Annotated in this window: 21 protein-coding genes and 1 other RNA gene; 4 read left to right on the top strand and 18 right to left on the bottom strand. The window is 54.9% G+C overall.

Features of this window, described 5'->3' with window-relative positions; genetic code table 11:
* Positions 1-29: 29 nt before the first annotated feature.
* The 16 genes from ftsZ to rsmI all read right to left on the bottom strand — a co-directional run bounded on the left by ftsZ (position 30) and on the right by rsmI (position 18042).
* Positions 30-1205, bottom strand: a complete 1176-nt coding sequence (ftsZ, locus tag Q3Y66_RS07540; RefSeq protein ID WP_008958693.1) for a cell division protein FtsZ — start codon at positions 1203-1205, stop codon at positions 30-32.
* A 34-nt stretch (positions 1206-1239) separates the two neighbouring features.
* Positions 1240-2529: a cell division protein FtsA gene (ftsA, locus tag Q3Y66_RS07535; RefSeq protein ID WP_008958692.1), complete on the bottom strand. Its 1290-nt coding sequence runs from the start codon at positions 2527-2529 to the stop codon at positions 1240-1242.
* Positions 2530-2842: 313 nt separating this feature from the next.
* Entirely contained in the window at positions 2843-3556 is a 714-nt protein-coding gene (locus Q3Y66_RS07530; RefSeq protein WP_008958691.1) for a cell division protein FtsQ/DivIB, read from the bottom strand.
* A 24-nt stretch (positions 3557-3580) separates the two neighbouring features.
* The gene (locus Q3Y66_RS07525; protein ID WP_008958690.1) at positions 3581-4522 is read right to left on the bottom strand and encodes a D-alanine--D-alanine ligase; all 942 of its coding nucleotides are present in this window, start codon (positions 4520-4522) and stop codon (positions 3581-3583) included.
* The gene (gene murC / locus Q3Y66_RS07520) at positions 4519-5931 is read right to left on the bottom strand and encodes a UDP-N-acetylmuramate--L-alanine ligase (protein ID WP_050805309.1); all 1413 of its coding nucleotides are present in this window, start codon (positions 5929-5931) and stop codon (positions 4519-4521) included. Before murC ends, Q3Y66_RS07525 begins: the two co-directional genes overlap by 4 nt.
* Before the next feature lie 53 nt (positions 5932-5984).
* Positions 5985-7082, bottom strand: coding sequence for an undecaprenyldiphospho-muramoylpentapeptide beta-N-acetylglucosaminyltransferase (murG, locus tag Q3Y66_RS07515; protein WP_238528557.1), 1098 nt, complete (start codon positions 7080-7082; stop codon positions 5985-5987).
* 33 nt (positions 7083-7115) lie between these two features.
* A complete protein-coding gene (ftsW, locus tag Q3Y66_RS07510; RefSeq protein ID WP_008958687.1) occupies positions 7116-8297 on the bottom strand; it encodes a putative lipid II flippase FtsW in 1182 nt (393 codons plus the stop codon).
* A complete protein-coding gene (gene murD, locus Q3Y66_RS07505; protein ID WP_008958686.1) occupies positions 8294-9682 on the bottom strand; it encodes a UDP-N-acetylmuramoyl-L-alanine--D-glutamate ligase in 1389 nt (462 codons plus the stop codon). The genes ftsW and murD overlap by 4 nt, the downstream gene beginning before the upstream one ends.
* A gap of 58 nt (positions 9683-9740) precedes the next feature.
* Positions 9741-10823, bottom strand: coding sequence for a phospho-N-acetylmuramoyl-pentapeptide-transferase (gene mraY, locus Q3Y66_RS07500; protein WP_008958685.1), 1083 nt, complete (start codon positions 10821-10823; stop codon positions 9741-9743).
* Positions 10824-10837: 14 nt separating this feature from the next.
* On the bottom strand, positions 10838-12190 hold the full coding sequence (gene murF / locus Q3Y66_RS07495; RefSeq protein WP_008958684.1) for a UDP-N-acetylmuramoyl-tripeptide--D-alanyl-D-alanine ligase: 1353 nt from the start codon (positions 12188-12190) through the stop codon (positions 10838-10840).
* Positions 12190-13674: a UDP-N-acetylmuramoyl-L-alanyl-D-glutamate--2,6-diaminopimelate ligase gene (locus Q3Y66_RS07490; RefSeq protein ID WP_008958683.1), complete on the bottom strand. Its 1485-nt coding sequence runs from the start codon at positions 13672-13674 to the stop codon at positions 12190-12192. Before Q3Y66_RS07490 ends, murF begins: the two co-directional genes overlap by 1 nt.
* A gap of 18 nt (positions 13675-13692) precedes the next feature.
* Complete coding sequence (locus tag Q3Y66_RS07485) at positions 13693-15399, bottom strand: penicillin-binding protein 2 (RefSeq protein WP_008958682.1); 1707 nt, start codon at positions 15397-15399, stop codon at positions 13693-13695.
* Positions 15396-15731 carry a cell division protein FtsL gene (gene ftsL / locus Q3Y66_RS07480; protein WP_008958681.1) on the bottom strand — a complete coding sequence of 112 codons (336 nt, stop codon included), beginning with the start codon at positions 15729-15731 and terminating at the stop codon, positions 15396-15398. The genes Q3Y66_RS07485 and ftsL overlap by 4 nt, the downstream gene beginning before the upstream one ends.
* Before the next feature lie 26 nt (positions 15732-15757).
* The gene (rsmH, locus tag Q3Y66_RS07475; protein ID WP_008958680.1) at positions 15758-16714 is read right to left on the bottom strand and encodes a 16S rRNA (cytosine(1402)-N(4))-methyltransferase RsmH; all 957 of its coding nucleotides are present in this window, start codon (positions 16712-16714) and stop codon (positions 15758-15760) included.
* A gap of 67 nt (positions 16715-16781) precedes the next feature.
* Positions 16782-17152, bottom strand: an RNA gene (rnpB, locus tag Q3Y66_RS07470) — RNase P RNA component class A.
* Between the two features lie 32 nt (positions 17153-17184).
* Complete coding sequence (rsmI, locus tag Q3Y66_RS07465; protein ID WP_008958679.1) at positions 17185-18042, bottom strand: 16S rRNA (cytidine(1402)-2'-O)-methyltransferase; 858 nt, start codon at positions 18040-18042, stop codon at positions 17185-17187.
* Positions 18043-18156: 114 nt separating this feature from the next.
* On the opposite strand from rsmI, the gene Q3Y66_RS07460 reads away from it, so the two are divergent.
* From Q3Y66_RS07460 to Q3Y66_RS07445, 4 genes are all read left to right on the top strand, one after another.
* A complete protein-coding gene (locus tag Q3Y66_RS07460) occupies positions 18157-19662 on the top strand; it encodes a penicillin-binding protein activator (protein WP_008958678.1) in 1506 nt (501 codons plus the stop codon).
* Positions 19652-20023: a YraN family protein gene (locus Q3Y66_RS07455; protein ID WP_008958677.1), complete on the top strand. Its 372-nt coding sequence runs from the start codon at positions 19652-19654 to the stop codon at positions 20021-20023. Before Q3Y66_RS07460 ends, Q3Y66_RS07455 begins: the two co-directional genes overlap by 11 nt.
* Positions 20024-20071: 48 nt before the next feature.
* Positions 20072-20662, top strand: coding sequence for a phosphoheptose isomerase (locus Q3Y66_RS07450; RefSeq protein WP_008958676.1), 591 nt, complete (start codon positions 20072-20074; stop codon positions 20660-20662).
* An 85-nt stretch (positions 20663-20747) separates the two neighbouring features.
* On the top strand, positions 20748-21320 hold the full coding sequence (locus tag Q3Y66_RS07445) for a BON domain-containing protein (RefSeq protein ID WP_008958675.1): 573 nt from the start codon (positions 20748-20750) through the stop codon (positions 21318-21320).
* Between the two features lie 95 nt (positions 21321-21415).
* On the opposite strand, the gene Q3Y66_RS07440 is transcribed toward Q3Y66_RS07445, so the two are convergent.
* A complete protein-coding gene (locus tag Q3Y66_RS07440; RefSeq protein ID WP_008958674.1) occupies positions 21416-21907 on the bottom strand; it encodes a ClpXP protease specificity-enhancing factor in 492 nt (163 codons plus the stop codon).
* Between the two features lie 66 nt (positions 21908-21973).
* On the bottom strand, positions 21974-22600 hold the full coding sequence (gene sspA, locus Q3Y66_RS07435; RefSeq protein WP_008958673.1) for a stringent starvation protein SspA: 627 nt from the start codon (positions 22598-22600) through the stop codon (positions 21974-21976).
* Positions 22601-22749: the final 149 nt, after the last annotated feature.

The raw sequence follows: 22749 nt of genomic DNA, 5'->3' as shown, positions 1-22749 counted from the left end.
AACTGTTGCAATAAAGCTGTTTTGTAGAATCAATCCGCCTGACGGCGTAAAAACGCGGGGATGTCCAAATAGTCATCGGCTTCAGTAGAGCGACGCTTTTCAGGACGAGGTTTAGCGGCAGTTTCGGTTGCTTCAGCGCGCGCTGTCGCCTGCTGACGCATTACCGTTGGCTGTTGTAGCTTGCGGTAATCCGAGGATTCTGCGGCTGACCGACGGGCAGGCTCGCGCGAAGAAGCCTTAGGTTTTTGCCCATCTAAACCAGCAGCCACAACGGTTACACGTAGCTCGTCGGACATTTCCATATCTATGGAGGTGCCCACCACTATAGTTGCATCCGGAGACGCAAACTCTTGAACAGTGGCACCGACGTCATTGAATTCGCCGATGGACAAGTCAGGGCCAGCGGTGATGTTGACCAGAATACCCCGTGCGCCATGAAGATCGATATCTTCCAGCAACGGGCTGCGAATGGCTTTTTCGGCAGCTTCACGAGCACGATTCTCGCCCGTCGCCCCACCGGTACCCATCATCGCCATGCCCATTTCAGACATCACGGTGCGAACATCAGCAAAATCGACGTTAATGATACCTGGGCTGGTAATCAGCTCTGCGATACCTTGCACAGCGCCCAGCAGCACGTCGTTAGCCGCACTGAAAGCCGTTAGCAATGTCGCATTTTTGCCCAGCACGGAAAGCAGCTTCTCGTTAGGGATAGTGATCAACGAATCAACATGCTCGGAAAGCTCTTTCATGCCCTCCTCAGCGGCACGCATTCGCTTCGGCCCTTCAAAGGGGAAGGGGCGAGTCACCACCGCGACGGTGAGAATCCCTAGCTCTTTGGCGACCTGTGCCACTACAGGAGCACCACCAGTGCCGGTACCCCCGCCCATGCCAGCAGTGATAAACACCATATCAGCGCCTACCAGCAATTCCGCGATACGCTCACGGTCTTCCATAGCCGCCTGGCGTCCCACGTCGGGATTGGCACCTGCGCCTAATCCTTTAGTGATTTCGCTACCCAGCTGCAGCACGGTTTTTGCTGAACAGCGTTTAAGCGCCTGAGCGTCAGTGTTAGCGCAGATAAACTCAACGCCTTCAATATTGCTTTCGACCATGTGGTTAACAGCATTGCCGCCACCGCCGCCAACACCAACCACTTTGATGACCGCACTGCTCGAGGGTGCGTTATCTACCAATTCGAACATAAGCCCCGTCTCCTGAACCGCGCTTGCGGCCCTGTCAGAAATTTCCTTTGAACCAGCCTTTAATTCTAGCCAGCGCCGAATGGTCTTCCTTGATATCACGCCGGGAAAGCTCATTGCGCCCCTTATGGGCAGCAACCACTCCCCCGTGGTTTTTTAGGCCTTGCCCATAACGCGTTTCCTGCAAGGCATAATGCAGCAGACCTACGCCCGTCGCATAAATTGGGTTACGAACCACGTCCGCCAAACCTCTTACATTCTGCGGACATGCGATGCGAACCGGCATATGAAAAATCTCTTCCGCCAATTCGCTAACCCCTTCCATGCGCGAGGTTCCACCGGTAAGTACAATCCCAGCAGCCACCATGTCTTCATAGCCACTTCGGCGCAATTCATCTCTTACTAGCGTAAATAGCTCTTCGTAGCGCGGCTCTACCACTTCAGCCAGTGCTTGGCGCGATAGATCACGCGCAGGTCGATCACCTACGCTAGGTACTTTAATCATTTCATCGCTTGACGCTAAGTGAGTTAGCGCGCAAGCGTATTTAACTTTAATCTCTTCAGCGTGTTGGGTTGGCGTTCGCAGGGCCATGGCAATATCGTTAGTCACTTGGTCACCAGCAATAGGTATAACCGCCGTGTGACGTATGGCGCCTTCACTGAAAATAGCCATATCAGTCGTGCCGCCGCCGATATCCACCATACAGACGCCCAGCTCACGCTCATCCTCTGTCAGCACTGCCATGCTTGAGGCTAGCTGCTCCAGAATAATAGCATCTACCTCTAGCCCGCAGCGACGTACGCATTTCTCTATATTCTGCACTGCGTTTAAGGCGGCCGTCACTAAATGCACTTGAGCTTCCAAGCGCACCCCGGACATGCCTAGCGGCTCGCGAATCCCCCCCTGAGCATCAATCGAAAACTCTTGGGGCAATACATGCAATACCCGCTGGCCTTCAGAAATAGCGCGCGCCCGAGCAGAATCAATAACGCGCTCAATATCAGAAGGTGTCACTTCACGCTCTTTAATAGCAACAACACCGTCAGAGTTCATTGAACTGATATGACTACCGGCCACGCCAACATATACTGAATGGATATCACAGCCAGCCATCAACTCGGCTTCTTCAACTGCGCGCTGGATAGACTGCACCGTTGATTCAATATTGATCACAACACCACGCTTCATACCACGCGAAGGGTGCGAACCAATACCGGCAATTTCAATTCCGCCGTCATCGGTGGGTTGACCGACTATCGCGACGACCTTGGACGTTCCAATGTCCAGCCCGACCACCATATTGGATGCGTTGGGTGAGCCTGCCATGAGTCGGGAAATCTCCTTGCGTGATTGTTAAAAAATAAATATTAATTGGGTGCCGCTTAATCCAGCGCTTAACATTGAAAGCGTGCTATCCAAAATAAACAGTGGTTTTTTCTGACACTCACTAATTACAAATAGCTGAAATTAAAAACCACTTAACCAGCGTCTGGCCCATAGTATAGAAACAATAGTCGCAATACGACTAGCATCAACCCACAATAATAGGCATAGAAAGCAATTTAAAGCCGATTATTGGCTTTTTCAACGATGGCAACCACTCACTTTTACACCTTATTTGCATCAAGTAATAGAAGAGTTACTCATCTTGCACAGCAAATTCACTTTCTCCGTGCCAAGCGACAGCGACACCATTAGGGTAACGCAGATCTATATAGCGAATTTGCTCGCTTAGCGAATTCAACTCGCGTTGCCATGAAGCCGATAAACGTGCCAAACGGACTTCATGCTGCCGACGTCCTAACATCACCCAAGCGCCTTCATTTAATTGCAGCCGCCATGCGCCGCGTGGCTCTAAACGGAGTTGCGTAAGATCAAGCGATAACTGCTCAAAGTGACGCTTTAGACGATGATAATAGGTTAACACTTCTTCACTGCTACCGCCGGGACCGGCCAAATCAGGCAAACCTGAGGGCGGGTTTAAGGGGGCAAATGCGAAAGGCTCGCCTTCTGGGTTAAGTAAAAAATCATCATTCCAGCGTGCGACCGGCTGTTGTTCAATTAGTTCAAAGACTAACGCATTGGGCCACTCACGGGTAATACGCACTTCATTTAACCAGCCCACTTGCAAAGCGCGGTCGCGCAGCTCACCCAGATCCGCCGAAAGCCAGGTGGCATCGACCACCAAGGGCGCCAATTGGGTACGCAGATAGTCAGCGCTGACATATTCCCATTCACCGCGAATTGACACCCGCTCAATCGGGCGGTCTAGCCACAACCAAAGCGCCCGGCCACCGGCGCCCATCAGCAAGGCTAATAGAATAACGCCCAACCAGGCATTACGCCTTTTCATAAGGCACCCTTCATAACAAACTCGTCATAGCGATAACTGCCTGCCAGCGGTATTCAAAATTTCCATCACTAGCTCGTCAAATGAGATACCCGCATGTGCCGCTGCCTGGGGAACCAAGCTATGGTCGGTCATCCCAGGCACGGTATTAACTTCCAGCAGCCAGAAACGCCCTTCGCTATCGCGCATGACATCCACTCGCCCCCAGCCAACGCCGCCAATCGCGGCAAACGCCTGTTGGCATATATCCGCTAACGCCGCCTCCTGCTCCGTGGGCAGCCCACACGGCAAATGGTATTGAGTGGTATTGGCGATATATTTCGCTTCGTAGTCGTAGAAACCGCCCGGCACTTCAACGCGAATCGCTGGCAATACCTGGCTACCCAGCAGCGCGACCGTGTACTCGTCGCCGACGATAAAGCGCTCTGCCATTACGCGTGCGTCGAACTGCGCCGCCTCGTGATACGCAGCCTCAAGCGCCGCCTGACTTTTGACAATGCTAATACCTAGCGTTGAGCCTTCATGCACGGGCTTCACAATCAGCGGCAAGCCAAGCCGGGCGACCACGGCTGACCAATCCGAACCGGCATCCAGCATGATGCTCTCGGGTGTCGGCAAGCCAACCGCACTCCATACCTGCTTGGTGCGCTGCTTATCCATGCCCAGCGCTGAAGCGAGCACTCCGCTACCGGTGTAAGGGATATTGAGTAACTCCAACGCCCCCTGCAGCGTGCCGTCTTCACCGCCGCGCCCATGCAAGGCAACGAAGACCACTGAAGGAGCCAACTGCTCTAATCCCACCAGGCCGCTTTCGCGGGGGTCATAACCACAGGCATCGACGCCCTTACGCTGAAGGGCCTCAAGTATTGCCGCCCCGCTTTTAAGCGATACCTCGCGTTCAGCAGACGTACCGCCGTAAACGACAACGACTTTTCCATGCGACTCAGGGGTTGTTACGTCAACGCTCACAAGTCTACCTCGTTCATCGCTAGCTGTGCCTGTGCCAGACGCAGGGAAATCCCCCCCACATCACCAGCACCCTGGGTAATTAAAATATCGCCTGGCCGTAACACATTGGCTAACAGCACCGGTAACTCGTGCTTATGCTCGACAAAGAGTGGATCGACTTCTCCGCGCTGGCGAATCGACCCGGCCAGGGTCCTTCCCTCGGCACCAGGAATAATAGCTTCACCGGCGCTGTAAACATCGAGCAGCACCAACGTATCGACTTGGGAAAGTACGCGTACAAAGTCTTCATACAAATCGCGGGTACGGCTATAGCGATGGGGTTGGTAAAGCATCACCAGGCGGCGCTCGGGCCACCCAGCGCGAACGGCCTGAATAACCATGTCGACTTCACGCGGATGGTGACCGTAGTCATCCACCAGCATGATGTCGCCGCCGCCTTTAGGTGCAGGGAAATGCCCATGCACCTGAAACCGACGACCCACGCCTGCAAAGCTCGCCAACCCACTCAAAATTGCACTATCGCTGACGCCTGCATCAGTAGCCACCACAATGGCCGCCATGGCGTTGAGAGCATTGTGCCGCCCAGGCATGGCCAAGCGTACCGCTAGCGGCTCAGCGCCACCTGGGCGTAACGCAGTAAACGAAACTTCTCCTTCGCGCTGGGCAAAATCGACAATGCGATAGTCAGCATCGCTATCAAACCCATAGGTCACAAATTGCCGCTTCACCTGATCGCACAGCACACGGACATGCGGGTCATCGATACACAGCACCGCCAGGCCATAAAACGGTAGATTATGCAGAAATTCGATAAAGGTACTTTTCAGCCGCTCAAAATCACCGCCATAGGTCGCCATATGGTCAGCATCGATATTGGTAACGATGGATACCATTGGCTGCAGGTGCAGAAATGAGGCATCGGACTCATCGGCTTCGGCAACAAGATAGTCGCCCTCGCCCAGGCGAGCATTAGTACCGGCGCTGGTCAGCTTGCCGCCGATAACAAAGGTCGGGTCTAACCCCCCCTCTGCCAGCAGCGTCGCCGTCAAACTGGTCGTGGTGGTTTTACCATGGGTACCCGCCACGGCAATACCGTGACGGAAGCGCATCAGCTCGGCGAGCATCTCAGCCCGGCGCACGACCGGTACACGATGCTCGTGGGCCCAGCGAATTTCAGGGTTGGTTTCATCGATTGCGCTAGACACCACCACCACGTCGGCGCTTTCTACGTTTTCTTCAGCATGACCGATCGCCACGCATACACCGCATTGGCGCAGCCGCTCTACGACTGAAGAGTTTTTCATATCACTACCGCTGACGATGTAGCCCTGGTTGGCTAGCACCTCTGCGATACCGCACATACCGGCGCCACCTATACCCACAAAATGAATGCGTCGAATGCGACGCATGCCTGGGCCAGCGGGAGTGCCACGTGAGGGTGCCGTGGGTTTGTCTTTATCGATCACGCAGAATCTCCTAGCTTTATCATCGCCAAACACCCTTCAGCCAAGCGCTGAGTCGCATCCAAATGCGCGGCCTGACGGGCGTTCGCCGCCATCGCAGCCAGGGTATTGGGGACGAGCAATTCATTTAAAAAGTCGCTTAAACGCTCAACCGTCAACTCAGACTGTACAACGCACTTGGCGGCGCCCGCCTTAACTAACACCTGCGCGTTGATACGCTGATGGTCATCGACCGCAAAGGGAAAAGGCACCAGCAGTGAAGGCTTGGCGGCGGCAGCCAGCTCGGCCACGGTGAGCGCACCAGAGCGGCATACCACTAAATCGGCCCACTCATAAGCAGCAGCCATATCATCAATAAAGGGACTAACCTCAGCGTTTACGCCGTGCTGCTGATAATTTTCGGCAGTCGCAACATCACGATCATTACCCGCCTGATGGCGGACCTCGGGTCGCTGCTCAACAGGCAGTGCAGCAAGCGCTGGCGCCAAGCGTTCGTTTAGTGCCACTGCGCCAAGCGAGCCCCCCACCACTAGCAGACGCAGTGGCCGTGCAGAGAGCTCGTCAACATTCCGCGGTGTACTACCCAAGGCAGCAATATCGTCACGTACGGGATTACCAATCACTTCGGCGCGCGAGCCAAAGGCTTCTGGGAAGGCGGCGTAGGTACGCTTAGCCAGTCGCGATAAAACGCGATTTGTCAGCCCTGCCACAGCGTTCTGTTCATGGATAACCAGGGGGATACGTGTCAACCAAGCCGCTAACCCGCCTGGGCCACTGGCAAAACCACCCAGGCCAACCACAACATGCGGTTTGAACTCTTGAATCACCGTCCGCGCTTCTAAGACTGCACGGGAGAGGTTCAACGGCGCCTTCAGCCAGCCGGCTATGCCGTTGCCGCGTAGCCCGCTAATGGCAATAGTATGTAATTTAATACCCGCTTCAGGCACCAGTCGGTTCTCAATCCCTCTGGGGCTGCCCAGCCACTCAACATCCACCTGCTGCGCCTGCAGTGCTTTAGCGAGTGAAAGCGCTGGGAACACATGGCCGCCGGTGCCACCTGCCATTATCAGCACTCGTCGCCTAACATTAGTCTTCACATCAAACTCCTGATAGCACCAAGCGGCATAACGTTACGATAAACGCGGTTCATGGCGCGATTTATACGGGGTGGACGCACGTCGGGGGCGATGACGCGTTTCGGCATCCGTGCGCAGCAGCAGCCCCACCATCACGCCAGTTACCAATAGACTAGAACCGCCATAGCTCATTAGCGGCAATGTTAAACCTTTGGTTGGCAACAGCCCCGAACTTACCGCCATATTAATAAATGCCTGCGCAGCCACAACAAACCCAATGCCGTAACTTACATAAGCGCCAAAAAGATGCCCGGCCATCTCCGCTTTGCGCCCTACCCACATAGCGCGCGCAATAAATAGCGTAAACAGCAGCACGACAATAATCGCGCCGATCATACCCAACTCTTCGGCGATCACCGCAAAGATAAAGTCGGTATGCGCCTCAGGCAGGTAGTGCAATTTCTGAACGCTGTTACCCAGACCCGTACCGGTTACATGGCCCCGCCCAAAAGCAATCAACGCCTGGGTTAATTGGTAGCCAGTCGCAAATTGATCGGCCCAGGGATCCAAAAAACTGGTCCAACGCGCTAGCCGATAGGGTTCAATCAACACCATCACAACCGCACCAGAACCTAGCAACAACCCGCTACCCATTAACAGCACCAACGACGCACCGCACATCATCAGCATGCCAATCACACAAATGGTAAAGACCACCATGCCGCCAAAATCAGGCGCTAAGAAAAGCAGCCCAACAGGCACTGCCAGCACGGCAAGCGGGCGCCACATACTGAACGCCCGGCGACGCAGGTCATAAGTAAAACGCGACATGAACGCCGCCATATAAAAAATCAGCCCGATTTTGGCAAATTCAGAGACCTGCAAACTAGGCAATGGCCCCGGCAATGCTATCCAGCGCTTACTGCCGTTAATTTCCTGTCCAATAATCAGTACTAGAACCAACAGAAAGATAGAGGCAAGCAGAATAAGCGCAGCATTCTGGCGCCAGGCTTCCAGCGGCACACAGAGCATAAATACACATGCCATGATAGCGAGTACTAGGAAAACGCCGTGCTGGCGGGAGTAGTGGTAAGTATCTTCCAGTAAGCCAATTGATGCCGAACTCACCATTACCCAGCCCAAACCCGCTAAGGCTACTGCCGCCATCACCAGCCAGATATCACAGGGCAAATCCCGCGTGGAAAGAACAGTACGCAGACGCTGAAGTCGGCTCATGACGCTCCCCCAGTAGTGGACGCTGCCTGTTGGTGCACCCAGCGGCGAAATACCTCGCCGCGTTCTTGGTAATTAGCAAACTGATCCAGGCTTGCACAGGCAGGTGATAGCAGCACGCAGTCTCCAGGCTGAGCGATTTCAAACGCTGCTTGCATGGCCTGAGTTAGATCGTCTACTTGCTGAGTCGTTACGTGACCATCCAACGCCTCCGCCAATCGCGGAGCATCCAACCCAAACAGCAGCACATGACGCGCGCACTTCTTCAAAGGCCCGGCCAACGGGGTAAAGTCCGCGCCCTTGCCAACCCCACCGGCCAATAAAATCAAACGTCCTTCCAGCGTAACGCCAATGCCATTGATGGCCGCCAGAGTAGCGCCCACATTGGTGCCCTTGGTGTCGTTAACCCAGGTGACATCGTTGATACGCGCTATCATTTCGCTGCGATGTGCCAGCCCTTTAAAGTCACGCAGTGCGCGACACATGGGCGCCGCTGCAAACCCTAATGCCTGCCCCATCGCCAGCGCAGCCAGTGCATTAAGGTAATTGTGCTGCCCAGTCATGCGTAACTTGTCAATGCTCAACCAGGGCGTGTCACCCTGCATCAGCATTAACTCACCTTGATCACGCGCCAGCCCCCACTGGCCCTCCACCGGAGCGTCATGGGAAAAGTAGGCCACTTGGTCAACGGGATAGTCAGGCCATGTCAGAGGGTCATCCCCATTCACCACCGCGTGCTGGGCGCCGATAAAGATACGCTGTTTTGCAGCTCGATAACCTTGCATATCACCGTGACGATCAAGGTGGTCTTCGGACAGGTTCAGGAACGCGGCACAGCTCGCCCCCAGACAAGGAGTCGTCTCCAGCTGAAAGCTCGAGAGTTCAAGGATATAGAGCGCGGCATCCGGGTGGCTGGCCAACAAGTCCAGCGCGGGGGTGCCCAAATTACCGCCCACTGCCGCATTCACGCCTGCCGCCGCTGCCATTTCACCGAGCAGTGTGGTCACCGTCGACTTCGCATTAGAACCGGTGATAGCAGCAATGGGCGCCTTCGCGGCACGCACGAACAGGGCCATCTCACCCACCACCATCGGCTCCCCAGTGCGAGGATTTAGCTGATCCGCCAGCTCTTTTAAGCCCGGCATTCTTGGGTCAAGCCCAGGGCTTACCACTACCTCTTCCACATCGCGCAGGTCCAGCTCAGTAAGCGAGCCGCAGTGAATTTCCACCCCCGGATGCGCGGCGCGAAAATCATCAAGCCCCGGCGGTTCGGCCCGCGTGTCCGCTACCATGTAAGGTACATCTAAGCGACTTAAATGACGGCAGATCGCCCGACCGGAAAGCCCCAGCCCGACAACCAGCGTTACTCCCTTAGCTACTTGAACCATTACAAGCTCCCTCTCGCATCATGCCAACGATCAGTCGACGCACTCATGGTCAGATGCATTAACGAACTTTGAGCGTTGCGAGACCAAGCAGCACTAGCACCACGGTAATAATCCAAAAACGGACAATGACCCGTGGCTCAGGCCAGCCTTTCAATTCATAGTGATGATGCAAAGGCGCCATTCGGAAGATACGACGCCCGGTGAGCTTGTAGGATCCCACCTGAAGGATGACCGACACCGTTTCCATGACAAAAACACCGCCCATGATAAACAGCACAATCTCCTGGCGTACGATCACGGCCACCACACCCAGCGCAGCCCCTAACGCCAAGGCACCTACGTCGCCCATAAAGACCTGGGCGGGATAAGTGTTAAACCATAAAAACCCCAGCCCAGCGCCAGCAATCGTTGCGCAGAACACGGCTAATTCACCGGTTCCGGCAATAAACGGAATATGCAGATATTCGGCGAAAACGGTGTTGCCACTGGCATAAGCGAATACCGATAAGCCCATGGCCACGAGCACCGTCGGCATAATAGCTAGGCCATCTAAGCCATCAGTTAGATTGACGGCGTTGGAGCTCCCTACAATCACGAAATAGGTAAGCACGATATAGAAGACCCCGAGCGGCAGCGCCACCTCTTTGAACAGCGGCACCAGCAGGCTGGTCTCGACCGGCGTGGAGGCGGTTAAATAGAGCAACAGCGCCGCCCCCAAACCCACCACCGACTGCCAGAAATACTTCCAGCGAGCGGGTAAACCGCGTGGATTTTTTTCCACTACTTTGCGGTAATCATCGACCCAACCGATGGCGCCGAAGCCGAGCGTGACGCCTAGCACCACCCAGATATAAAGGTTGGTTAAGTCACCCCATAACAAGGTGCTGATGGCAATGGCCAGCAAAATCATTGCCCCACCCATGGTGGGGGTGCCCGCTTTTGAGAGGTGGGACTGCGGCCCATCGTCACGCACGGATTGCCCGATCTGCCCTTCCACCAGGCGCCGAATCATCCATGGCCCCAGCCATAAGCAGAGCATTAACGACGTGAGAGCGCCTAAAATTACGCGAAGGGTTAAATAGTTAACGACCTGAAAATCAGATTGGTACTGCGACAGAAAATTCGCCAAGTGAAGTAACATGAACGGCGTTTACCTTATTTATCCGAACGCAGTGCATTGACGACATGTTCCATGCCCGCACTGCGCGACCCTTTCACCAGCAACGTGGTGTCAGGCGGCAAAGTATGAGTGACATAACGCGTTAGCGTCTCGTGATCGTTAAAGTGCAGCCCACGACCAAAGGCTTCGCTGGCGGGACGTGCGGCCTCGCCCAGCGTTAACAGCTCATCAATACCAAGCTCGGCGGCGTAGTGGCCGATATCGGCGTGCAGCGCAGCCGATGCTTCCCCCAGTTCGCCCATCGCCCCTAACGCACACCAGCGTGGCGGAGGAAAGCTGGCCAAGGTATCCAGGGCCACTTTGACCGCGCCAGGATTGGCATTATAAGTGTCATCCAGCACAGTGCCACCCCGCAATCCGGATACCACGACCAACCTACCGGCAAGCGCTTGCAGCGATTCCAGGCGTGATATAACTTGCTCTTCCGGCACGCCGAGCATTAATGCCGCAGCTGCAGCGGCCAACGCATTACTGACATTGTGCTTGCCCAGTAACGGCAAACGCACTTGGCCCAGCGCTCGACCATGCTGCAATAGCGTGAAAGCATACCGCCCTTGCGAATCACAGGAAAGCGCTGCGGCGCTCACATCCGCCTCGGGGTGAAAACCAAAGCTCACCACCCGCCGCGGAGCCGCACGAGCAGCCCAAAACGTAAAATAGTGATCATCCCTATTCAGAACAGCAGTACCCTGCTCGCCCAGCCCGACCAGCAGCTCACTTTTCGCCTGGGCAATCTGCCCCATGCCTCCGAACTCGCCCACATGGGCACCGGTGACATTGGTAATAATCGCCACATCGGGCTTGGACAGCGGGGCTGTCCAGGCGATTTCACCTAAATGATTAGCGCCCAGCTCAATCACCGCGGCTTGATGATGCGGCCGCAATTGTAATAAGGTCAGCGGCGCGCCAAAGTCGTTATTCAGATTACCTTGAGTGGCTAATACGTCGCCTAAAGGCGCTAGCAGAGCAGCACACATCTCTTTGACGGTCGTCTTACCGCTATTGCCGGTGACGGCTACCACGGGACCATGCCATGCGCGCCGGTGCGCACCGGCAATCAGCCCCAGGGCCAAACGTGTATCCGGACATACCAGCTGGGGTAAGTCGACAGCAACGGGCGCCTCTACCAATGCCGCTACGGCACCGAGCTCGTGGGCAAGCGCAACAAAATCATGACCGTCAAAGCGGGGGCCTTTAAGGGCAACAAACAGGCAGCCAGGCTCGATCTTGCGGCTATCAGTTACGACTGAACTGACTAGCAGCTGCGCCTTATCAGCAGGCGCCTCAATACCCAGCACAGAGGCGAGCTGGCCAAGTGTCCACTGCATTAGTCGCTTCTCCGCCCAGCGAAGGCACGCTGGATCTCTTCGCTATCGGCATAGGCATGGCGAACCCCTTGGATATCCTGATACGCCTCATGGCCTTTTCCGGCGATAAGCACGACATCCTGAACAGCCGCCTGCTGAACAGCGGTGGCCACGGCCTTCTGGCGGTCCCCCATTTCAATAGGGTGCGCGGTATCAGAGAACCCAGACAAAATCTGTTGGCGGATTTGCTCAGCGGACTCGTGCCTAGGATTGTCATCGGTAACGATAATGTGGTCGGCCAGCGCCTCGGCAGCTTTAGCCATTTCGGCTCGTTTACCCGTATCACGCTCTCCCCCGCAGCCGAATACACACCACAATTTGCCAGCATCACCCAGATGGGCACGCAGCGCTTGTAGCGCGCTATGAAGCGCATCCGGCGTGTGCGCATAATCCACCACCACGGTAGGCGTGCTGTCATCACCATAGCGCTCCATCCTGCCCGGCACCGGCGTCAGCGAAGAGGCGGAGGAGAAGAGGTCGTCGAGTGATTCGCCTAATCCGTACAACACAGCCATCGCTAACAGCACGTTATCTAAATTAAAACGCCCCATTAAGCCTAAGCTGAGCATTTTCTCGCCATCGGGTGTCGCAATCATTGCCTGCTGCCCCTGCTCAGAGGGCTGCCAGTCCAGCACGCGCAAGGTAACGGCTTCATCTTTACCCGTCGCCAGCACCCGTACATTACTGTTGCAACCTGCCAGCATTAAGCGTGCTAAGGGGTCATCGCCATTGACTACCGCTAGACGGAGCTCAGAGCGCCGGAAAAGCTTCGCTTTGGATGCCGCATAGGCGGCCATACTGCCGTGGTAGTCCAAATGGTCGCGAGTCAGATTGGTAAACACGCCTACGCTTACGTTTACCGCTTCCAAGCGGTACTGATCCAGCGCATGGGAAGAGGCCTCAAGCGCCACACGCCGCACACCCTGGCTGGCAAGCTCACCCAATGTCGCCTGCAGCGCTAAGGAGCCAGGCGTGGTTAAGCCGCTATCGCGCAACTCACCGGGGCGCCCTACACCCAACGTACCAATCAGTCCGGTGGGCGTTCCTAATGTCTCGCTAAGTGCAGCGATATAATGAGTGACGGAGCTTTTACCGTTGGTACCGGTCACGCCAATCACTTCAAGATCATTAGGCACTTTAAACATGGCGCGCCCTAACTCACCCAAGCGCACCGAAAGATGCGGCAGTTTCAGCACGCGGCCTTCAAGCAACACCTGACCGGGCTCGCCTTGCGCTAACACAAGCGCAGCACCCGCCTCGAGCGCTTGCTCGATAAAATCGCGACCATCACGCTGGCTGCCCGGTACTGCCACAAAAACATCGCCCGTTTGTAGCTTGCGGGAATCCATTTCTATGCGTACTCGATCAGGCAGGTCGGCGGGCAGTGGTGAATTAGGCCATACGTGCGCAAGCGCCGACACCACATCGACTGAACTCAGCGTCATGCAAACTCCTTAGAAAAACTACTCGGCATCGTGATCCGGCGGAACATCCAATAAGCGCAAAGCATTACCCGTTACGCTGGAAAAAACCGGGGCGGCAACAGCACCACCATAAAATTCGCCGGCCTTGGGGTGATCAATCATGACTACAGTGACGATACGCGGATCAGAAATAGGCGCAATCCCTGCAAACACACTGCGATAAGCATCGGTGGTATAGCCTTGCTGTCCGGTCTTACGCACGGTGCCCGTTTTCCCTCCCACGCGATAACCTTCCACACGGGCTCGCCGACCACCGGTATAAGCGGCTACCGAGGTTTCCAAGATATTGAGCAGATCATTCGCAACCGTAGGCGATATAGCAGGAATGCCCTGAGGGGGTTCAGAAAGGCGTAAAAGAGAGGGCTGCAAACGAACACCATCATTAGCTAACGCTGTGTAAGCACTCGCTAGCTGCACCGCGGAAACAGAGAGTCCATAGCCATAAGAGAGCGCCGCTCGCTCACTGCGCGACCAGCGCACCGGTGCGGGCAAACTACCCGTCGACTCACCAGGAAAGCCTGTACCGGGCGCTTGTCCTAACCCTAACTGGTTATATTTTTCCCAAAGGGCAGTATCGCTCAGTTGCAGCGCTAAGCGTGACATACCGATATTCGATGACTTCTCCAGGATACCGGCCAGATCCAACTTGCCATAGTTACGAAAATCGCGAATCGTAAATTGGTCCAGCCGCATCCAACCGGGCGATGTATCCACTATGGCATCGCGGTCTACCACCCCGCTTTCCAAAATAGCTGCCATGGCCAGCGGCTTCATGACCGAGCCAGGCTCAAATACATCCACCAGTGCTTGGTTACGTAACCCACGCGGATCGAGTCCTGCCCGGTTATTAGGGTTATAGGAGGGCAAATTCGCCATTGCCAACACTTCCCCCGTGCGCGCATCCATCATTACCAGCACGCCACCATCAGCCTCATTCTCAGCAACCGCCGCGCGCAGCTCGCGGTAGGCCATATACTGAATACGTTGATCGATAGCCAAGGTGAGCCCCCCCCCCGGCTGGGCTTCGTTAATCACGCCAAGCTCACGCACCAGACGCCCGCGGCGATCTTTAATTACCCGTCGCTGTCCAGGGTGGCCGGCCAAATAGGGCTGATAGGAGAGTTCTAAACCTTCTTGTCCAATGTCATCAACATTGGTGACGCCCAATAATTGCGCCGCCACTTCACCAGCAGGATAGTAGCGCTTGTATTCACGCTGGGGATAGACACCGGGGGTCCGTAGATTAAGGATCTGCTGGGCCGCGGCGGGCGTCATTTGGCGGCGTAAGTACATAAATTCACGCTCGCTAAAGCGTGCTACACGCGACTCAAAGTCATCCAGCGTCATCCCTAACGCCTGGGCTAGCATTACACGCTGTATAGCATCGTCGGGCAGTTCTTGCGGATTGGCCCAGAGGGTGACCACTGGCGTGGAAATCGCCAACGGTTCGCCATTGCGGTCTGTAATCATGCCGCGGTGGGCGGGGATAGTTTCGTGACGAAGAGTACGTGCGTCGCCCTGGCTTTGCAGAAAGGGGCGGTCAATAACCTGAAGCAGCGTAATGCGGCCGATTAAAATAGCGGATGCCAAACCAATCGCCAATAAAATAAATACGAACCGGCCGCCTCCAAGAGGAGGTGCAATCGGGGCCTGACGAGAGGTGCCTCCGCGACGCTCGCTTCTCATGGCCTAATCACCTCAACATCATGGACATCGGGGATTCTCATGCCCAAGCGCTCAGTGGCAATTTGCTCAATGCGGGCGGGCGTTGACCATGCGCCCTCTTCAAGCAGCAGCTGCCCCCACTCTGTTTGCAGCTGGTTCTCTTCTTGCTCTAGCTGTTGCAGCTGAGCAAATTGCACCCGCGTCATATGCGTAGTAATGACAACAGCTAACCCAGAGGCCATGCAGAGTAAAAATAGCAGGCTAATAACCAGTGGCCAGGCGCGCAGACGTAGCTTGAAAGGCCATTCGGTGCGTAGCGTGGTTGCCCACTGCTCAATCCGATCCATGCTCATGATTACATCCGTGATGACATCCGTGATTACATCCGCTTGCGTGCAGCCCGCATGACGGCACTTCGTGCGCGAGGATTAGCATCCACTTCTTCCTCACTTGGCCGCACGCCTTTACCTAACGCCTCAAGACGCCGATTCATTTGATCGTCGCGAATAGGCACCCCACGCGGAAGGTCAGTGTCACCGCGCACATGATGACGGATAAAACGCTTCACGCGGCGATCTTCCAGCGAGTGAAAACTGATCACCACTAAGTGACCGCCGGGGGCAAGCGCCTCAAGCGCCGCATCAAGCGCACTGTCTAACTGCTCAAGCTCGCCGTTGACGAATATACGCAGCCCTTGGAACGCTTTGGTGGCTGGGTGACGCCCTTTTTCCCAGGCGGGGTGAGCAACTTTAAGTACTTCAGCCAAATCCACCGTATGGGTGAATGGCTTCTCGACTCGACGAGCGACCACCGCCCGGGCTAAACGCTTGGCATAACGCTCTTCACCATAGGTTTTAAACACGTAGGCAATATCAGCCTCACTGGCACGCGCCAAGAATTCAGCAACACTTTGTCCCTGGGTAGGATCCATGCGCATATCCAGCGGGCCATCACGCATAAAACTAAAACCGCGCTCGGGATCATCAAGCTGAGGGGAGGAAACGCCTACATCAAGCAGCACCCCTGAAAGCTTACCGAACACGCCTTGCTCACGAGCAAACTCGGCAAGCTGGGCAAACTCACGCTGGGTAATCTGGAAACGCGAATCATCAATGTCAGCCGCTGCGGCAATGGCTTGGGGGTCGCGATCCATGGCGAGCAGCTGACCTTGCTCGGTCAGACGGTCAAGAATTACCCTTGAGTGACCGCCTCTCCCGAAAGTACCGTCTAAATAGACGCCTTGATCGTCATGCACCAGGGCATCAATAGCACCTTCCAGTAGTACGCTGGTATGGCGAAAGCGGGAAGCAACCTGTTCAGCGTCAGGAGAAGGCATTTTTTTCTCACACAAGATGTTAGAGACAACGTAATAAAGAGCGTGCATGCACGCCCTGATGTGGAAATGGGGGAGTCGGCCGATAAGCCGGGTTCTGTCGTGGACAGCCATTCCTCTAGGCGCTGCGTTACCACAGCGCTCAAGCAACCTACCCGGACCCAGCGCGGGCCACGCCATTGGGTCCCTATTTGGTCTTGCTCCGAGTGGGGTTTACCATGCCACGCACTGTTACCAGGCGCGCGGTGCGCTCTTACCGCACCCTTTCACCCTTACCGGCCCCAGAGGTTTATTTCAGGGGCTTAGGCGGTCTACTCTCTGCTGCACTTTCCGTCGGCTCACACCGCCCAGGCGTTACCTGGCACTCTGCCCTATGGAGCCCGGACTTTCCTCCCCCAACACCTTTTAAGAGGTATTAGCGGCGACTGTCTGGCCAACTCCGGCGGCAAGCATACCAGCGCCCTCGACTTGCCTCAATGCTCGCCTTTAATTGCTTGCAAACGAGCGTACCAAGCTTGCTTACGCCCACCGAGCATTCGCGAGGCAATCGCAGCGCCCTGCTTAACGCCCACGCCCTCTGCCAGCAGTGCCTCTAGCAAGGCCTCCGCTGATATATTCTGATGTTCACTCTGCTCAACCGGCGGAGCGCCAGCCACAATAATGACGAATTCGCCGCGAGCTTGATTAGGGTCAGCCGCCAACTGCTCAAGCAAACTCTCAGGCGTTCCGTGCAAAAATGTCTCAAAAGTTTTGGTTAGCTCACGCGCTAATACCACATCCCGCCCGGCCATTTGCTCCTGCAGCGCCTCAAGGGTGTGCACAATACGGTGAGGCGACTCGTAAAACACCAACGTCTCTTCACGGGTTTTCCAGCCTTCTAGTGCTTGACGTCGAGCACCTGGCTTAGCGGGCAAAAAGCCAGCAAATACGAATCGGTCGGTGGGCAGCCCGGCTCCTGACAGCGCGGTGATCAACGCACAGGGGCCAGGAATCGGCACGATATGGCGGTTTCGCGCCCGCAGCTCACGAACCAACACAAAACCTGGATCGCTAATCAACGGTGTTCCTGCATCGCTGATTAAGGCAATATCTTCTCCTGCGGCGAGATAGCTATCCAAGGTATCCACACGACGCGCTTCATTGTGTTCGTGTAAGGAGACCATCGGCTTATTCAAGCCTAAGTGCGCCAACAGGCGGCCGCTATGGCGGGTATCTTCAGCTGCAACCCGCGCGACTTGCCCTAATACCCGAGCGGCACGTGCGGTTAAGTCGTCCAAATTCCCAATTGGCGTGGCAACCACGTACAATGTACCCGGATTATGGTCTGGCATTGTTGACTCTCAATTCGTTGATGGCTTGCTCTATCGGTGCGCTATGCTTGTGCCGTAGCCTCGGCAAACGCTGGCAAGCAGCGACAGCGCAAATGGAAACTTAAGGAAGGATACATGAAACAGTCATTACGTGGCTTACTCGCCGCTGCCCTTGTGGCATTTCTCGTTGCTGGCTGTGCGATGCAGTCGCCAAGCGTGGTAGACCGCGTGCCTGTTGAAGACCCAGGTCAATTACTCAACCAAGCGGAACAGCAGGCACCCGAACAAGCAGCTAAAACGCGCCTGGAAGCAGCCAACATTCTGGCGAGGCAGGGTGAGCGCGACAGAGCCTTTGAAACCGCCGACGGAATCGATGAAAGCCTGCTATCAGAGCCTGATCGTGTGCGCTGGGCGTTGCTATTTTCCGAACTTGCCCGCGCACTGGACGAACCACGCGCCGTGTTACGCGCCACACAAGTACTCGACGACGAACTACCAATGCAGGCTAGCCAGCAAGAGAGGCTTGCAGAGCGTCAGCGCTGGGCTCGTGAAGCGCTTGACCAACCTGGCGCGGTAACGGTCGCACTGCCTGAGCTTGAAGGTCAGGCAATACGCCGTATCGTGGTTGCACTGCCCGAATCTGGCCCACTTAGCAGCGTCGCTAACACCATCGCTACCGCCATGCGTCAGCACCATGATGTTAAAGGCGGCAATACCGAACTCAGCTTTCTCGACGCGTCGCGCTACTCACTTGATGAGCTCTATGACCGCGCCCAGCAAATGAACGCGCAACTAATGATTGGCCCATTAGATAAAAGCCAAGTCACCCAGCTAGAGCAACGCGATAGTGTTCCCCTTCCTACGCTGGCGCTCAACTATGGCAGTGGCGATAACAACCAAGCACAGCGGCTATTCCAGTACGGCCTCTCCGCTGAAGATGAAGCACGCCAAGCGGCTCGCCGTGCGTGGCAGGATGGCCACCGCCAAATGTCCATGATGGTGCCTGATAACGACTGGGGGCGCCGCGTAGGTGAAGCCTTTTGGAATGAGTGGCATAGCCAAGGCGGTGAAGTTGCCAACGCCGTACGCTATAACCCTGATAGCTCAGTCTCTAATGCGGTACAAACCGCTCTCAATGTCAGCGGCGAACGCGCCCGCCTAAGCAATATTGACGCACTTTTCCTACTCGCGTTACCGGAATATGCGCGCCAAGTGCCGCCCACCATGGACTATTATTACGCCCCCGATCTGCCAATTTATGCCACATCGCATTTACATGAAGGCCGCTTGCAAACGCGCCTTGATCAAGATTTAAACGATGTCATGTTTATGGATATCCCCTGGCAAATCCCCGATGCTGCGGTTGGTGGTGAAGAAGCGCTTCCTTTTGCATCCACCTATCAGAGCCTACGCGATGAATCGGATGCGTCTATGTTCCGCCTAATGGCCATGGGTGTTGATGCTTACGAGCTGGCAATTCGCTTCTCAAATCTTAACGAGCTCAACGGCTTGAACGGCAGTACCGGCATGCTTTACTTAAACGACGACGGCCGCATTTACCGTGAGCTGCCTTGGGCAAAATTCCAAAACGGTGTTCCATCGCCTATTTTGATCCCTAACCGTAACGTCAGTGACGAATAACGCCCATACCGCTCGTGCCCGCGGCGCAGCCATTGAGCAGATAGCTGCTCAATGGCTGCGCCAACAGGGACTCACCCTCGTCACGCAGAATCATCACGTGAAAGGGGGTGAGCTTGACTTGGTAATGCGAGATGGCGATATTCTCGTCTTTGTCGAAGTTAAACATCGCACGACGACGCGCTATGGACATCCTCTAGAAACGGTCACCCACCAGAAACAGCAGCGATTGGTTCGTGCAGCCAGGTTATATATCGCTCGCGGTGGGCTTTCATCGCCATCCCGCTTTGATATCCTGGCGATTACTGGCAAGTCCCCCGATCTTGATTTTCACTGGGTGAAAGCTGCTTTTGATGCCTTTTGACTGTCTTTAAAAACGGTCTTTACACTTTAATTTAACCAGGAAGCCCTGATGGACTTTCAATCTCGGATACTCGGCCACTTTAACGCCAGCATCGACACTAAAACGTATGCCAGCGAAGTGCTTCCGCCCTTTATTGAAGTGGCAAGCCAAATGATGGTGCAGTGCCTTGTTAGCGAAGGAAAAATACTTAGCTGCGGCAATGGCGGCAGTGCAGGCGACAGCCAACACTTCTCCTCTGAACTGCTCAACCGTTTCGAACGCGAACGGCCAAGCCTGCCTGCGTTAGCGCTTACCACCGACACATCCACGCTAACGTCTATCGCTAACGACTATAGCTATAATGAGGTATTTTCAAAGCAGATCCGCGCACTGGGCCAGCCGGGTGACGTGCTGCTGGCTATCTCAACTAGCGGCAATTCAGGCAATATTGTGCAAGCTATCCAGGCGGCGCATGATCGTGATATGACCGTTGTCGCCCTTACCGGTCGCGATGGCGGCGATATGGCCTCGCTGCTAGGCCAGGATGATTGTGAAATCCGCGTTCCTGCCACCTCGACGGCGCGCATCCAAGAGGTTCATCTTTTGGTCATTCACTGCCTATGCGATCTTATCGACGAACAACTGTTTGGCAGCGCTTAAACACCAGCAGTCCTTGTTTATAGCGTTAACATAAACGGACTTTGATTAATTTTTAACAGCTAGCTAGCACCAAGGAGCCATACCGATGCCCCAGCACCTCTCCTCTCGCGGTTTTATCGCTGCTGCGCTTTGCGCGGTAATGTTTATCAGCGGCTGTGCCAATAACTCCGCTTCCAATCAGTCAAACTATGCCCAACGTAGCGACGACGTTGAAGCCATTGATGCCACCATAGAGCGCGAAGTTGACGACGCACTTGAGCGTGCCGATGCGCGACTCGGCGACGCTCGTATCCGCGCCCATGCCTATAACGGTGTGGTGCTATTGGTGGGACAAGTGCCTAGTGAAGAGCTTCGCGCGATGGCGGGCGAAGTCACCAGCAGCTTACGTGGGGTCAATGAAGTTCATAACGAACTCACCATTGCCGCTCGCCTACCGGCCAGCCAGCGCCTGACGGACACATGGCTAACCACCAACGTCATCAGCCAACTGGCAACTAATGACCATATTGATTCTTCTAAACTAAAAGTGACTACAGAAAACGCCAGCGTTTATCTGATGGGTAGCGTGACGCGTGCAGAAGCCGACCGCATCGTCAATGCAGCCTCCGCAGTTGGCGGCGTACAACGAATCGTCAAGGTGTTTGACTACATCGACTAATCTGTACGTACTTTTATTGCCAACTCGCATAAAAAAGCCTCGCTTGATAAAAGCGAGGCTTTTTAATCCACTCCACTGGCGTTATTTAACTCACGTTATTTAACAACCCGTAGCGTTGGTTTTTTCTTAGCTTTAGAAGCTTTATCAGAGGTTTCGGCTGAAGTTTTGGGATCGCCATGTTCATCATGAACTGGCTCAGTGACTGAAAGCTCAGGCTTACCAGAGGCTTTCTCGTCGTCCTCAATATCCCCAAAAGATTCGGCGTCTTCACCCAGCTCAGGCTCATGGCCAAAAACCATTCCAGCGCCATTTTCCCGGGCATAGATAGCAATCAAAGCCGGCGTCGGAATCATCACCTGCATCGGCTGCCCACCAAAGCGGGCATTAAAGCCTATTGCCTGATTCTCCATAAAAAGATCGCGCACGGCAGTAGGTGCCACGTTCAAAACGATCTGGCCATTCTGAACAAACTGGCGAGGCACCTCGACGCCTGGCAAAGTAGCATCCACCACCAGATAAGGCGTTAGCTCATTATCCAGCAGCCACTCATAAAGCGCTCTGGCGAGATAGGGGCGACTCGATTTCATCTAGACTCCCTCCTCCTTACAAGTAAGGCTCCCTGCCTCTAACAAGCGAACGGGAGCCGAATGAATTCAAGCGCGCATCTCTTTTTCACGCTCACTTAAAGATGCCTTAAACGCTTCACGCTCAAATACACGTGACATATATGCCAGCAACGGCTTAACCTGCTTTTCAGGCAGTTCAATATTGAGATCCGGCAAACGCCACAACACAGGCGCTAAACAGCAATCCACTAGCGTAAACTCTTCGCTCATGAAATACGGCATATCTTCAAAAATTGGTGATATACCAATTAAGCTTTCGCGTAGCTCTTTACGCGCTTTATCCGCTTCTTTCTTTCCACCGCTGCGAATCTGATCAACCATTGGACACCACTCACGCTCAATGCGGTGCATCCATAGACGACTTTGCGCCCGAGCCACTGGGTAAACAGGCAACAACGGAGGATGCGGGAAACGCTCATCCAGATACTCCATCATGACTTTGGACTCATAAAGCACCAGGTCACGATCTAACAGTGTCGGTACACTGTTGTACGGATTGAGGTCTGCCAGCTCTTCTGGTGGTTTTTCGTCGAGAACATCGACGATATCAACGGCGACCCCCTTCTCGGCCAGCACAATGCGCACACGATGACTGAAATGATCATCACCACCTGAGTAAAAGATCATCGACGACCGCTTGGCCACAACACCCATGAAAGCATCCTCACTTCAAAACAATCTTGGATAATAACACGCCAGCACACCCTTAGGGGAAGCTAGCTTGCTTTGCTTTATTGTCATGCTGACAAGAAAAAGGCGCACAGCTCACGCCGTGCGCCCTACTGACGATCAGCTACTACTAA

It is taken from the genome of Halomonas sp. HAL1 (assembly GCF_030544485.1).
GTDB lineage: Bacteria > Pseudomonadota > Gammaproteobacteria > Pseudomonadales > Halomonadaceae > Vreelandella > Vreelandella arctica.
This window is presented reverse-complemented; position numbering and strand designations above follow the sequence as displayed.